The organism is Micrococcus sp. PSi08, assembly GCF_054960655.1.
Genome location: NZ_JBHNYP010000026.1, coordinates 1 through 13314, shown reverse-complemented (window position 1 = coordinate 13314; position 13314 = coordinate 1). Strand labels below are relative to the sequence as shown.

Sequence of the window (13314 nt, the reverse complement as noted above, 5' to 3'; positions counted from 1 at the left end):
ACCCGCCGGCCGGACGCGTAGACTGGCTCCGGTCCGCCGCGCCCCGAAGGCCTCAGCCCCGAGCGCCTGTGCGGGCCGTGTCGCCCCAGCCGCCCCCAGCCGTCAGGAGTCCCGCCGTGAGCGCACCGTCCCCCCGCCCGTCCGCCGATCGCGCCGGATCCGGCCGCCCGGCACGCGGCGGTCTGCGCACCACGGTCAAGGGCCCGCTCGTCTTCTCCGCCGTGCTCGGCCTGATCGGCGGGGTGATCGCCGGCATCACGGCCTCCGGCGGCACCCAGAATCCACTGCGCGTCGACATCGCGCTGATCGCCTTCGGCGTCTTCTTCATGACCTCGCTCGTGGTGGTGGCCATGCTGCAGCTCGCCGCGCGCGAGAACCCGGACCACCTCTCCCAGGGCTCCGGCGTGAACCGCTCCTCCGAGGAGATGTTCCGCAAGGCCGCCGCCGAGCGCCGCGCCCAGGCCGCCGCCGAGCGCCGCGAGCAGGGCGGCACCGGAGGCGACGCCCCGCGCGCCTGAGGCCGGCGCCTCAGAACCCGAGGCTGCGTGCCTCCCGCCGCAGCGCGTCCGCCGAGGCGTGCAGCGCCCGCATCTCCGTGGCGTCCAGCTCGGTCTGGATCACGCGGGTCACGCCGCCGCGCCCCACCACGGACGGCAGGGACAGGGCGACGTCCGAGAGCCCGTGGACGCCGTCGAGCACGGTGGAGACCGGCAGAATGGCGTGCTGGTCGCGCAGGATCGCCTCGAGCAGGCGGGTCGTGGCCACGCCGACCGCGTACGTGGTGGCGCCCTTGCCCTGGATCACCTCGTACGCGGCGTGCACCACGGTGTCCGCCACCTCGTCCAGGTCGGCGCGGGCGAACAGCGGGTCGGCCGGCGTCGGCCACTCCAGGATGGGCGTCGGGCCGATGCGCGCCGAGCTCCACGCGGGGAACTCCGAGTCCCCGTGCTCGCCGAGGATGGCCGCGTGCACCGACGACGCGTGGACCTGCGCCCGCGACGCCAGCAGCCACCGCAGGCGGGACGTGTCCAGGAGGGTGCCCGAGCCGATCACCCGGCCGGCAGGCAGACCGGTGAGGCGCTGGGCCACCAGCGTGAGGACGTCCACGGGATTGGTGACGAGCACGATCAGCGCGTCCGGCGCGTGCGCCTGCACCTGGGGCAGCAGGCCGCGCAGGATCTCCACGTTGTGCGCGCCGAGGTCGAGGCGGGTCTGCCCCGGCTTCTGCTTGGCGCCGGCCGTGATCACCACGACCTCGCAGCCGGCCAGGACGTCCGGGTCCGCGCCGCCGCTCATCGCGGACGCGGAGGTGAACGGGGTGCCGTGGGCCAGGTCGAGGACCTCGGCGCGGACCTTGGGCTCGTCGATGTCGTAGAGGGCGACCTCGCGGGCGACGCCGCGGATCAGCGCCGCGTAGCAGATCGCGGTGCCGACGCCGCCGGCCCCCACGACGCCGACCTTGCGGTGGGCGGGTCCGAGGGACGCGGGGGCGGCGGGGGAGTGGGCGGGGGTGTGCTCGCTCATGCCTCGCAGGCTAGGGGTGTCCGGTCGGCCGACGGAACCACGAGGCCGCCCCGTCCCCCGGCGGGTGGGGCCGGGTCAGTCCTTCTTCTTGTCCGACTTCTTCTTGCCGGCCTTCTTCTCCGCCTTCTTGCGGGCCTTCTTCTCCGCCTTCCTGCGCTCCTTCTTCTCCTTCTTGGTCTCCCGGCGGGGCTCGTCGGCGGCGGCCTCGGAGTCCACGACGGCCTCCGGCGCCTCCGCCTCCTCCGGCCCGGCCGGATCCGCCGCGGGGGCGGACTCCGCCGCCTCGGCCAGCCGTGCCCGGTAGGAGCGCACGTGGGTGCGGTTGGCGCAGTTGGCCTCGTCGCAGAACCGCTTGGACCGGTTCCGGCTGGCGTCCACGAGCGCGTTCTCGCAGTCCTCGCCCTCGCACACGCGCAGGCGGGTCAGCTCGCCGTCCATCGCGGTCTCCGCCAGCGCGAGGGCGGCCATCGCGGCCAGCCGCTCCACCGCGTCGGCGGGGACCTGCGCCGGGGCCAGCCCGACGACGTCGCCCCCGGCCGTCAGCCGCAGCGGCCCGGCCGCGGCGAGGAGGGCGTTCACGCGCTCCACGGCGGCCGCCTCGTCCACGGCGGCGAGGGCCCAGACCTCGGCCAGACGGCCGCGGAGTTCGCGGCCACGCACGGCCGCGGCGGCGGCCAGGCGGAGGCGGACCTCGTCCTCCTGGAGTTCAGGGACGAGGGAGGGCAGCTGCGTGGCGGCGGTGAACCGCTCGTCGGCCGGCTGACCGCCCCGCAGTCCGGGGGCGGTGTTCAGGAACGCGGCCAGGGAGGCGAGGCGGGAGAGCGTCGGCGCGGAGAGCATGGGGAAATCGTACGGCGGGCCCGCCCTCCCGTCACCGGCTTCACGCCGCGTATCGGGTCGCCTCCGGCGCCGTCCCGTCCAGTACCCTGACCCCCACGGACCCCGTCTGCGCGGCGGGGTGCACCCATGGGGCCGGAGGGGCCCCCGAACCAGCACAGGAGACCTCCATGTCCCAGACCTCCCAGGCGACCGGTCGCCTCTCCGCCGGGCACGTCATCGTCAAGACCCTCGAGTCCCACGGCGTGAAGCGCGTCTACTCCGTGCCGGGCGAGTCCTACCTGGACGTCCTGGACGGCCTGTACGACTCGGGCATCGAGAACGTGGTGTGCCGCCACGAGGGCGGCGCCACGTACATGGCCGAGGCCGACGGCAAGATGAACGTGGTCCCTGGCGTCGCCATGGTGACGCGCGGCCCGGGCGCCGCGAACGCCCACGTCGGCCTGCACACCGCGTGGCAGGACTCGACGGCGCTCGTCCTGTTCGTCGGCCTGATCCCGTTCGAGCACCGCGACCGCGAGGCCTTCCAGGAGTTCGACCCGCACGCCTGGTTCGGCACCGGTGCGAAGCGCGTGATGGTCCTGGACCACCCGGAGCGCGCCTCCGAGATCGTGGCCGAGGCCATGTTCGCCGCCAGCTCGGGCCGGCCCGGGCCCGTCGTCGTCGGCCTGCCGGAGGACGTGATCCGTGAGGAGATCGATGCGCACCTGCACCCGCAGATCCCCGTGGCCTCAGGCGGCATGACCGTGGGGGACTGGAAGTCCCTGCACGCCGCGCTCAAGGAGTCCCGCAAGCCGCTGTTCATCACCGGTGGCAACGACTGGACGGACGAGGGTGCGCAGACCCTGACGACGTGGCTGGAGGAGCACAAGATCCCCGCCGCCGCCGAGTGGCGCACCGAGGGCACCGTGCCGTTCTCCTCGCCGTCCTACGTGGGCCCGATCGGCTACGGCCGCCCGAAGCCGACCTACGACATGCTCGAGGAGACCGACCTCATCGTGTTCGTCGGCACCGTGCCGGGCGACGTCGTGACCAATGGCTTCACCATCCGCCAGAACTGGGACAAGAAGAACTTCCTGGTCACCATCGACCCGTCCCTGCGCGGCCGCTCCGGCCCCGTGTCCCACCAGATCGTGGCCAAGCCGGACGGGTTCATCCGCGACCTCGTCCGCATGGAGCTCGAGGTCAAGCCGGAGTGGGAGGAGTGGACCTCCCGCATGCGCGGCGAGCAGGAGAAGTTCGCGGCCCTGCCCCCGGCCGAGCCGTCCGAGGGCCAGGCGAAGATGGCCACGCTCATGGCCAACCTGGTGCCGAAGCTGCCGAAGGACTCGATGATCTCCCTCGGCGCGGGCGAGCACACCAACTGGGCGCACCGGTACTTCCCGACCGAGGGCTATCGCTCCATGATCTCGGCCCGCAACGGCTCCATGGGCTACTCGGTGCCGGGTGCCGTGGCCGCGTCCCTGAACTTCCCGGACCGCACCGTGGTGACCATCGCCGGCGACGGCGAGTTCCTCATGAACGGCCAGGAGCTGGCGACCGCCGCGCAGTACGGCGCCACGCCCCTCGTGATCGTCATGGACAACCAGGAGTACGGCACCATCCGCACCCACCAGGAGCGCCAGTACCCCGGGCGCGTCTCCGGCACCCAGCTGAAGAACCCCGACTTCGCCGCCATGGCCCAGGCGTTCGGCGGCTTCGGGGTGCGCGTGGAGCGGGACGCGGACGTGCCGGCGGCCGTGGACGCGGCGCTCAAGGCGGTCCAGGAGGAGGGCCGGTTCGCGCTCATCCACCTGATCGTGGAGCAGCGCGTCAAGGCCTACTGAGGCCGGCGGCGCGGTCCCCGCCGTCCCTCCGGTCAGGCCGCCGTCGTGGGGACGTCGAAGCGCAGCTGGGGCACGGGGAAGGGCGCACCGTCGAGGTCCGCCTCGACCCGGTCCCGCAGCACGCCCCCGCACGCACGGATCGTGGCCACGGAGGCGGTGTTCGTCTCGTCGCACGTGAGCAGGGCGGCGGGCACCCCGCGTGCGGCCAGCAGCGTCAGGGCGCCGCGCAGCAGCCGCGCGGCGTGGCCCCGCCGCCGGAACGCGGGGCGCACCGCATAGCCCACGTGTCCGTTGACGTGCCGCAGCGCCTCGTTCAGCTCCCACCGCACGGACACCCGGCCCACCAGCTCACCGTTCTCGTCCACGCCCACGTAGAAGGAGGCGGGCGCGCGGCCGGGCTCGACGTCGCCGCGCGCCTCGGCGGCGAACGCGCGGCGGACCGCGGGGAAGGAGCGGGTGCCGGCCATCAGGAAGTCGAACCCCTCCCGATGCAGCTCGGCGTCCGCCTCGCGCGCCGCGATCTCGTCCGCGGCGCGCAGCGGGCGCAGCAGGAGGCCGTCCACGGTGACGGTGGGGCTGGGGTCCGGGAGCATGTGCCGAGTGTACGAGGGGGACGCCGGGCGTGGCCGCGTGAGCCGCCCGCCGCCCCAGCCCTCGTGCTTTCCCCACTCCCTCCCCACCCCCGCGCCGTGAGCCAGACGTTTCGGTCGTGATCAGCCCCTGATTGCAGCCGAAACGTCTGGCTCGCGGCACAGCCCCCGGTCCGCCGCGCCCCCCCACGACGCCGACTGGGGTGACGTGGATCACGTTGCAGGCTAGGGTGGGGGGACCGACGATCGCCCATCCCCAGGAGGCCGCGATGACCGTGCCGTCCTCGTCGGCGGAGCATGCGCCCGCGCTCGAGGCTCGCCCCGAGATGCCGGGCGAGACCGTGTCCCGCGTCGCCATGACGCCCGCGGCGCTCGAGCTGATCCGCCGACTCCTCCCGATCCACGGACCGCTCATGTTCCACCAGTCCGGCGGCTGCTGCGACGGCTCCGCGCCCATGTGCTATCCCGCCGGCGACTTCACGACCGGCGCCGCCGACGTCCTGCTGGGCACCTTCGCGCTGCCGGCCGAGGGGGACCAGGCCGCCGTGGAGATCCCGTTCTGGATGTCCGCCGCCCAGTTCGAGTACTGGAAGCACACCCACCTCACCCTGGACGTGGTGGACGGGCGCGGCTCCGGCTTCTCCGTCGAGGCGCCCGAGGGCAAGCGGTTCCTGATCCGTTCGCGGTTGATGGCCGGCTCGGGATGAGCTCGACCCTCGCCACCGGTGCCTACCGGCGCGCCGTGGACCGGGCCCACGAGTCCCTCGCCGCGGTCCGCCTGTCGCTCGCGCCGTCGTCGCCCACTGCTCCGGCCGGGGCGGACCAGGGCCTGCGCGCCGCCCTTCAGGGACTGCGCCGGGAGGTCCGCGAATCCTGGCTGCGCTCCCTCGGCGCCCTCACCCCCGTGGTGCCCGGCCAGACCGACCCGGCCACCCTCTCCGACGACGACCTCGCCGCCGCCCGCCGCGAGCAGCGCCTCGCGGTGGCCCTGCCGGTGGTCCGCCGCATGCTCATCCAGCCCGCGGCCGAGGCCGGGATGCTCGCCGCGATCGGCAACGCGCGCGGCCACCTGCTGTGGGTCGAGGGCGACCGGACCGCGGTGCGCCACGCCGAGACCATGGGCTTCGTGGCCGGCGCCGACTGGTCCGAGGCGTCCATGGGCACCTCCGCCCCCGGCATCGTCCTCGCGACCGGCGCCCCCACGCAGGTCAGCCGCGGCGAGCACCTGAGCCCGCGCGTGCACCCGTGGAGCTGTTCGGCCGTCCCGCTCACGGACCCGGCCACCGGGCGGCTCGTCGGGGTCCTGGACCTCACGGGTGGCGAGGACGCCGTCAGCCACCTCGCCCTGCCTCTGCTCCTGTCCACCGTGGACGCCGTGCACGCCGCCTGGCGGGACCTGCCCGCCCCGTCCCGGGGCCGTCCCCGCGGCACCGTCCCGACGCCGGGCCCCTCGGCTCCGCCGTCCGCCTCGCCGGGGCCGAGCCCCGCCGGCGCGCCGCACCGCCACGACGAGGCCGCGGGCCTGCTGCGCGTCACCGGCCACCTGCCGCCCACGCTGGACGGGGTCGAGCTCACCGGCCGGCACGCCGAGATCCTCACCCTCCTCGCGTGGCACGGCCCGGGCCTGACCGGCGCCGAGCTCGAGGTCGCGCTGTATCCGGAGGAGACGGCCGGGCCCCGGTCCGCGCCGGGCGACGCCCCCGCCCGCGCCATCTCGCTGCGCGCCGAGGTGCATCGACTCCGCCGGGCGCTGCGGGACGTGGGGGCGCCGGTGGAGCTGCTGTCCCGGCCGTACCGGCTCGTGGGGGAGGTGCACGCGGACCTGCTGTGCGCGCGGGAGGCGCTGCGCGCCGGGGATCTGGACCGTGCGCTGCACGCGGCGGTTGGGCCGGTGCTGCCGCGGTCGGCGTCCCCCGGTGTCGCCTCGATCCGCGCGGAGCTGGGGGAGGCGCTGCGCGAGGCCGTCGCCCAGGACGCGGATGTCGACCAGCTCTGGGCTTACCTGGGCCGCCCCGAGGCCCGCGACGACGTCGAGCTCTGGGGCGCCGCCCTGCGTCTGCTGCCGACGGACTCGCCGCGGCGCGCGCTCGCCGTGGCCACGCTCGAGCGGATCGAGCGGGACCTGGCCTGAGCCGGCCCGCCCCTCACCCGCGCCCGGCTGCAACCTTCGTGCAACCTCCCTGTGACTAGGGTCACAGCCACGGCAGGGCGCCACCCGGCGCCGAGGCAACCGCAGGCAAAGGAGCCAGCACCATGACCGTCTACGCATTCCCGGGCACCGAGGGAGCCAAGGTCGAGTTCAAGTCCCGCTACGAGCACTTCATCGGCGGAGAGTGGACACCCCCGGTCAAGGGCCAGTACTTCGAGAACGTCACGCCCGTGACGGGCAAGGTGTTCTGCGAGGTCGCCCGCGGCACGGCCGAGGACATCGACGCCGCCCTCGACGCCGCCTGGAAGGCCGCCCCGGCCTGGGGCGCCACCTCGCCGGCCGAGCGGGCGCTCGTGCTGCACCGCATCGCGGACCGCATGGAGGAGAACCTCGAGATGCTGGCGGTCGCGGAGACGTGGGACAACGGCAAGGCCGTCCGGGAGACCCTCAACGCGGACGTCCCGCTGGCCATCGACCACTTCCGGTACTTCGCCGGCGCGATCCGCGCGCAGGAGGGCCGCCTGTCCCAGGTGGATGAGGACACCGTCGCCTACCACTTCCACGAGCCGCTCGGCGTGGTCGGCCAGATCATCCCGTGGAACTTCCCGCTGCTGATGGGGGTGTGGAAGCTGGCGCCCGCGCTGGCCGCGGGCAACGCCGTCGTGATCAAGCCCGCCGAGCAGACCCCGGCCTCGATCATGGTGTTCATCGAGCTGATCGCGGACCTGCTGCCGGCCGGCGTCGTCAACGTGGTCAACGGCTTCGGCCTCGAGGCCGGCAAGCCGCTCGCGCAGTCGCCGCGCATCCGCAAGATCGCGTTCACGGGCGAGACGACGACGGGCCGGCTGATCATGCAGTACGCCTCGGAGAACATCATCCCGGTGACCCTGGAGCTGGGCGGCAAGTCGCCCAACGTGTTCTTCGAGGACGTCATGGCGAACGACGACGCCTACTGGGACAAGGCACAGGAGGGCTTCACCCTGTTCGCGCTGAACCAGGGCGAGGTCTGCACGTGCCCGTCGCGTGCGCTTGTGCAGGAGTCGATCGCGGAGAAGTTCCTCGACGCCGTCGTGGAGCGGACCTCGCGCATCGTCACCGGCAACCCCCTCGACACGGACGTGATGATGGGCGCCCAGGCCTCCAACGACCAGCTCGAGAAGATCACGTCCTACCTGGACATCGGCCGTCAGGAGGGCGCCGAGGTGCTCATCGGCGGCGCTCGCGCCGAGATGGAGGGCGAGCTGGCCGGCGGCTACTACGTGCAGCCCACGATCTTCCGCGGGGACAACTCGATGCGCATCTTCCAGGAGGAGATCTTCGGGCCGGTGGTCTCGACGACCACGTTCACCGACTTCGACGACGCCATGCGGATCGCCAACGACACGCTCTACGGTCTCGGCGCCGGCGTGTGGTCCCGGAACGGCAACACCGCCTACCGCGCGGGCCGGGCGATCCAGGCCGGCCGCGTGTGGGTGAACAACTACCACGCCTACCCGGCCCACGCCGCGTTCGGTGGGTACAAGTCCTCCGGCATCGGCCGTGAGAACCACCTGATGATGCTCGACCACTACCAGCAGACCAAGAACCTGCTCGTCTCCTACTCCGAGGACAAGCTCGGGTTCTTCTGAGCCGACGCCGGCACGGCACGACCCCCTCCCCACTCCACGAAAGGTGATCCCCCATGACCACGATGAAGGCAGCCGTCGTCACCCAGTTCGGCACAGAGGCCGACGTCACGGAGGTCGAGCGTCCGACGCCCGGCCAGCACGAAGCGCTCGTGAAGCTCATCTCCTCGGGCGTCTGTCACACGGACCTGCACGCGATGGAGGGCGACTGGCCGGTGAAGCCGACCCCGCCGTTCATCCCGGGCCACGAGGGCGTGGGCATCGTCGAGGAGGTCGGACCCGACGTCGAGAACCTCAAGGTCGGGGACATGGTCGGCAACGCGTGGCTGTGGCGAGCGTGCGGCCACTGCCAGTACTGCCGCACCGGGTGGGAGACCCTGTGCGAGGAGCAGGTCAACGGCGGCTACTCCGTGGACGGTTCGTTCGGTGAGTACATGCTCGTGGATGCCCGCTACGCGCCCGTGATCCCCGAGGGCGCGGACCCGATGGAGGTCGGCCCGATCCTGTGCGCCGGCGTCACGGTGTACAAGGGGCTGAAGCAGACCGAGGTGCGGCCCGGGCAGTGGGTCGTGATCTCCGGCATCGGCGGCCTGGGGCACATCGCGGTGCAGTACGCCGTGGCGATGGGCATGCGCGTGGTGGCCGTGGACGTCGCGGACGACAAGCTGGCGCTCGCCTCTCGGCACGGCGCGGAGCTGACCGTGAACGCGAACGTCGCGGACCCCTCCGTGGAGATCCAGGAGAAGATCGGCGGCGCCCACGGTGTGCTCGTCACGGCCGTGCACCCCCAGGCGTTCGGCCAGGCCATCGCGATGACCCGCCGCGGCGGCACCATCGTGTTCAACGGCCTGCCCCCGGGCGACTTCCCCGCGCCGATCTTCGACATCGTCCTCAAGGGCCTGACCATCCGCGGTTCGATCGTGGGCACCCGGCAGGACATGGTCGAGGCACTCGAGTTCTACGCGGCCGGGAAGATCCACCCGACGTTCCACACCCGTCCGCTCACCGAGATCAACGACGTGTTCGACGAGATGCGCCACGGCAAGATCGAGGGCCGCGTCGTGATCGACTACGCGATGCAGGACTGACGTGTCGCCTGGGCGTCGGCTGGGCGCGGGGTAGTATCGGCACATCACGCGCACCAGTGCGACGGCGGTCGTCCCACCCGGAGATCCGGGCCGGGGCGGCCGCCGTCGTCGTCGCGGGGACGGGGCGGGCCGCAGCGCGCCCGACGCCCGAGCCTCAGCGGGCCGCGTCCGGGGCGACCCCGTCGCGCAGCCACTCCAGCGTGGCCGGCCAGAAGGTCGGCGCGAACCGCGCGTGGAACAGTCCGAAGTGCCCGATCTCCGCGACACCGAGCTCCTCCGGCCGCACCCGCCAGCGCACCGTCCGCCGACCCGGCGAGTAGGCGTCCGCGCGGTCGAGGGCGGCTTCGGTGCCGAAGTCGTCGTCGACGGGCGCCACGATCAGCGCGTCCGCCGTGAACGCGGCCAGACGACGGCGCAGCTCGTCCCGGCCGGCGGCGGTGCGGGCGCTCGCGGTGAAGTCGCGGCGACTGCGCGCCCAGTCCAGGGCGACCCCGCGCGGCAGGTCCTCGAGCCAGCCGAGCCGCCGCCCCGGGAGGTGCCCGCGGGCCAGCGTGACCACCGGCATCGCCGCGTGCCAGCGCGCCCACATCCGCGCCCGCCCCGGCCGCGCCCGGTAGTCCCGCCAGTGGGCGTGCTGACCGCCGACGGCCACATGGCGGGCCACGTGACGCGCCTCGTCCGCGAGCCCGATGCCGAACCCGCCGTAGCTGTGGCCCACCGTCAGGAGGGGGCCGGGCAGGTGCGTCCGGGCCCAGCCGAGCACGGCGTCCGCGTCGAGGGCGCCCCAGTCCGCCCACCGCGCCTGCCGGGCCACGGCGAACGGCTCGCGGGACTCCCTGACACCCCGGTAGTCGAACGTGACCGCGTGGAACCCGTGGCCGGCGAGGAACTCGGCGTAGCGCCGGTAGTACGTGGCCTTCACCCCGGTCGCGGGGGCGATCACCACCGCGCCGGCGGGCCGGGCCTGGGGCGCCGTCGTGGGGGCGAAGTGGCGGGCCGCGAGCACGAAGCCGTCGCGGGCGCGGAGGCGCGCGGGGGTGGAGGTGGTCTGCGTCACGCCGCCACCCTAGGCGCGGGGCGGCGCGACCTGCGACACAATGGGCCCATGACTGAGACCCCCCAGAGCTCGTCCGGCCAGAGCCGGGACGAGATCCTCGCCCGCCTCGAGGAGATCTACGCGAACGACCCCGCGGTGCGCGAGCACGGCGTTACCCTCGGCGAGGTGGCCGAGGGCCGCGTGGTGCTGCACCGCGACGTCACCGCGGACATGGTGAACTCCCACGAGATCTGCCACGGCGGCTTCCTGTTCCACCTCGCGGACTCGGCGCTGGCGTACTGCGTGGCGACCTTCGGCGCCGCCCCCGTCACCCGGCGCGCCGAGATCACCTACGTGGCGCCCGCCAGGCTCGGCGCGCACCTCGTGGCGACCGCCCGCCAGTCGGTGGAGTTCGGTCGCGACCGCATGATCGAGGTCGGCATCGAGGCGGACGGCCAGCTCGCAGCCTGGTTCACCGGCCACTCCACGAGCCCGCGGGTGCACGCGTGAGCGCCGGGCAGGGCGCGACGACGGCCGGTCCGGTCATCGAGTCGGTGGAGCTGCACGTGGCGGCGGGGGCGGAGGCGGCGTTCGAGGCCGCCGTCGCCGAGGCCGAGCCGCTGTTCCGGGACGGGGGCGCGACGTCCTTCGCGCTGTCCCGGCAGGTGGAGGACCCGGCGCGCTACCGGCTGCTGATCGGCTGGCGCACGCTCGAGGACCACACCGTGGCCTTCCGCGAGTCCGACTCGTTCCTCGCGTGGCGTGCGCTCGTCACCCCGCACCTGGCGCAGCTGCCGGCCGCGACCCACTGGTCCGCCGTCTGACCCCCGCACCCCCCCCGCTTTCGTTCGGGAAACGGCGGTCGTCAGCGCGTTTTCGTTCGGGAAACGGCGCGAGGGCTGACCTTTTCCCGCACGAAAGTGCGCCGACACGCCGCCGTTTCCCGAACGAAAGTGCGGAGACGCGGTCGGTTCAGAGGTGGCGGCCCGCCAGCCGCGTGAGGCTCGACTGGATGCCCCGCCCGTTGTCCGCCGGCACGCGCAGCAGCTCGTACGCGCGGCGCACGGCCGGCCGGGCCCACGAGTAGTCGAAGGTCTCGGTGACCTCGGTGGTGCCGTCCCCGTTGTCCTGGAACGCCCAGCGCCACCGGTGTCCGCCCGGGTGGGCCCACTCCACGAGCTCGTCCTCGTCCACGGCGGTGGCGGTCAGCGTCATCGTGTACGGCACCCCGTACTTCCGCATGGCCACGCGGAACCGGTCGCCCACGGCCAGCCGGTGCGGCCCGCTCACCTTCGGCCGCACGGTCCCGGACCCGTCCGCCTCGTGATGGCGGTGCGGGTCCGCGAGCATCGCCCACAGCTCGTGCGCCGGCGCGGCCACGGTGGCCCGGTAGGACACCTGGTGCTCGCCGGTCTCCACGCGCTCGGGCCACGCCGCCTGCGGGGCGGCCTGCGGCAGCCCGGACGACGACGGCGCGGCGGACTCGGTCTCGGGGGTGGCGGACGAGGGGGTCGGCTCGGTGCTCATGTCGCCCATTCTAGGAACTGCCGCGGACACCGGAAGCGGAGGCGACGGCACCCCTCGGCGGGACACCACAGCACTCTTGCCGGGGCCCACCCCGGGCCTAGGGCGTGTTGCTAAAGGATAGTAGTCAGCCAATGCAGTGTCGCGGCGAGGCAGAGCCCGGCGTGATAGTTCCGGGCGTACTTGTCCGAGCGCATCGCGATCCCTCGCCACTGCTTGAGCCGGTTGAAGCACCGCTCTACGACGTTGCGTCCCCGGTAGCGCTGGCGCTGGTCTTCACCGAAGTCGATCGGTCTTCCTGGGCGGCGGCGCCGGTGCGTGATCTGATCGGCCCGCTCGGGGATCGTGGCCGCGATGCCATGCCGGCGCAGCCAGGCCCGGTTCGCCTTCGAGGGGTAGCCCTTGTCTGCAATCAGGCGGTCAGGCCGTATCCGGGGCCGCCCACGGGCCCCGGCAACGCTGATCTGCTCCAGCGTGGTGGCCAGCATCGAGGTGTCCGCCACCTGCCCGCCGGTCACCACGAACGCCAGCACCCTGCCCTTGCCATCACAGACCAGATGATTCTTCGTCGTCAGACCGCCACGGGAGCGTCCGATGGCATGGTCAGCCGGCTCGTCCCCGGATTTCTTGTAGTTCATCCAGGCCCCCTGTGGGGCGGGGCAGGGTCGCCCCGTGCTGGTGGACGCGCACGATCGTGGAATCGATCGAAGCCACCCAATCCAGCTCGCCAGCCTGCTGTGCCATCGACTGAGTACGCTCGAGCACCTGCTCCCACACGCCTTGGGCGGCCCACCGGTTGAAGTTCTTGTAGATCGTGTTCCAGTTCCCGAACCGCTCGGGCAGATCCCGCCACGGCGCCCCCGTGCGGAAGCGCCACGCGGTGGCCTCGACCACCGCGCGCCGATCCACCGGGGGCCGACCGGTGGACTTCGGGGCAGGGAACAGCGGGCCGATCACGGCCCAGACCTCGTCCGAGATGACATCACGCGACATGACCCCAGACTCGCGCATCCACGTCCCCGAATCCTTTAGCAACACGCCCTAGGTGTTGTGGGTCATGAGGTTCTTGACATCCGTACCGGGCTGAGATGAGACGAGTGGGCCCCGCCCCGCAG

The 13314-nt window shown here is 73.2% G+C and carries 13 protein-coding genes and 1 pseudogene; 8 read left to right on the top strand and 6 right to left on the bottom strand.

Annotated elements, in window-relative coordinates; translation table 11 throughout:
- Positions 1-116: 116 nt before the first annotated feature.
- Positions 117-518 carry a hypothetical protein gene (locus ACFI33_RS09600; protein ID WP_020621732.1) on the top strand — a complete coding sequence of 134 codons (402 nt, stop codon included), beginning with the start codon at positions 117-119 and terminating at the stop codon, positions 516-518.
- Between the two features lie 10 nt (positions 519-528).
- Here ACFI33_RS09600 and ACFI33_RS09595 read toward each other — a convergent pair whose 3' ends face one another.
- The gene (locus tag ACFI33_RS09595) at positions 529-1524 is read right to left on the bottom strand and encodes an L-lactate dehydrogenase (protein WP_127435505.1); all 996 of its coding nucleotides are present in this window, start codon (positions 1522-1524) and stop codon (positions 529-531) included.
- Between the two features lie 75 nt (positions 1525-1599).
- The gene (locus tag ACFI33_RS09590) at positions 1600-2364 is read right to left on the bottom strand and encodes a CGNR zinc finger domain-containing protein (RefSeq protein ID WP_049144857.1); all 765 of its coding nucleotides are present in this window, start codon (positions 2362-2364) and stop codon (positions 1600-1602) included.
- 167 nt (positions 2365-2531) lie between these two features.
- On the opposite strand from ACFI33_RS09590, the gene ACFI33_RS09585 reads away from it, so the two are divergent.
- Complete coding sequence (locus tag ACFI33_RS09585; RefSeq protein WP_127435432.1) at positions 2532-4187, top strand: thiamine pyrophosphate-dependent enzyme; 1656 nt, start codon at positions 2532-2534, stop codon at positions 4185-4187.
- A 32-nt stretch (positions 4188-4219) separates the two neighbouring features.
- On the opposite strand, the gene ACFI33_RS09580 is transcribed toward ACFI33_RS09585, so the two are convergent.
- The gene (locus tag ACFI33_RS09580; protein ID WP_036341622.1) at positions 4220-4780 is read right to left on the bottom strand and encodes a GNAT family N-acetyltransferase; all 561 of its coding nucleotides are present in this window, start codon (positions 4778-4780) and stop codon (positions 4220-4222) included.
- Positions 4781-5046: 266 nt separating this feature from the next.
- Here ACFI33_RS09580 and ACFI33_RS09575 point away from each other — a divergent pair, with 266 nt between their 5' ends.
- The 4 genes from ACFI33_RS09575 to adhP all read left to right on the top strand — a co-directional run bounded on the left by ACFI33_RS09575 (position 5047) and on the right by adhP (position 9639).
- Positions 5047-5484 (top strand): DUF779 domain-containing protein, encoded by a 438-nt coding sequence (locus ACFI33_RS09575; RefSeq protein ID WP_063189308.1) that lies wholly within the window; start codon positions 5047-5049, stop codon positions 5482-5484.
- The gene (locus ACFI33_RS09570) at positions 5481-6908 is read left to right on the top strand and encodes a helix-turn-helix domain-containing protein (protein WP_041103408.1); all 1428 of its coding nucleotides are present in this window, start codon (positions 5481-5483) and stop codon (positions 6906-6908) included. Before ACFI33_RS09575 ends, ACFI33_RS09570 begins: the two co-directional genes overlap by 4 nt.
- A gap of 122 nt (positions 6909-7030) precedes the next feature.
- The gene (gene exaC / locus ACFI33_RS09565; protein ID WP_041103406.1) at positions 7031-8554 is read left to right on the top strand and encodes an acetaldehyde dehydrogenase ExaC; all 1524 of its coding nucleotides are present in this window, start codon (positions 7031-7033) and stop codon (positions 8552-8554) included.
- A gap of 53 nt (positions 8555-8607) precedes the next feature.
- On the top strand, positions 8608-9639 hold the full coding sequence (gene adhP / locus ACFI33_RS09560) for an alcohol dehydrogenase AdhP (protein ID WP_073117416.1): 1032 nt from the start codon (positions 8608-8610) through the stop codon (positions 9637-9639).
- A 154-nt stretch (positions 9640-9793) separates the two neighbouring features.
- Here adhP and ACFI33_RS09555 read toward each other — a convergent pair whose 3' ends face one another.
- Positions 9794-10696, bottom strand: coding sequence for an alpha/beta hydrolase family protein (locus ACFI33_RS09555; protein ID WP_462623972.1), 903 nt, complete (start codon positions 10694-10696; stop codon positions 9794-9796).
- A 48-nt stretch (positions 10697-10744) separates the two neighbouring features.
- Here ACFI33_RS09555 and ACFI33_RS09550 point away from each other — a divergent pair, with 48 nt between their 5' ends.
- Entirely contained in the window at positions 10745-11185 is a 441-nt protein-coding gene (locus ACFI33_RS09550) for a hotdog fold thioesterase (protein WP_036316750.1), read from the top strand.
- Entirely contained in the window at positions 11182-11499 is a 318-nt protein-coding gene (locus tag ACFI33_RS09545; protein WP_036316747.1) for a putative quinol monooxygenase, read from the top strand. The genes ACFI33_RS09550 and ACFI33_RS09545 overlap by 4 nt, the downstream gene beginning before the upstream one ends.
- 148 nt (positions 11500-11647) lie before the next feature.
- On the opposite strand, the gene ACFI33_RS09540 is transcribed toward ACFI33_RS09545, so the two are convergent.
- Positions 11648-12202 carry an SRPBCC family protein gene (locus tag ACFI33_RS09540; protein ID WP_036339559.1) on the bottom strand — a complete coding sequence of 185 codons (555 nt, stop codon included), beginning with the start codon at positions 12200-12202 and terminating at the stop codon, positions 11648-11650.
- 110 nt (positions 12203-12312) lie between these two features.
- Positions 12313-13210, bottom strand: a pseudogene (locus ACFI33_RS09535) (IS5 family transposase).
- Positions 13211-13314 lie beyond the last annotated feature (104 nt).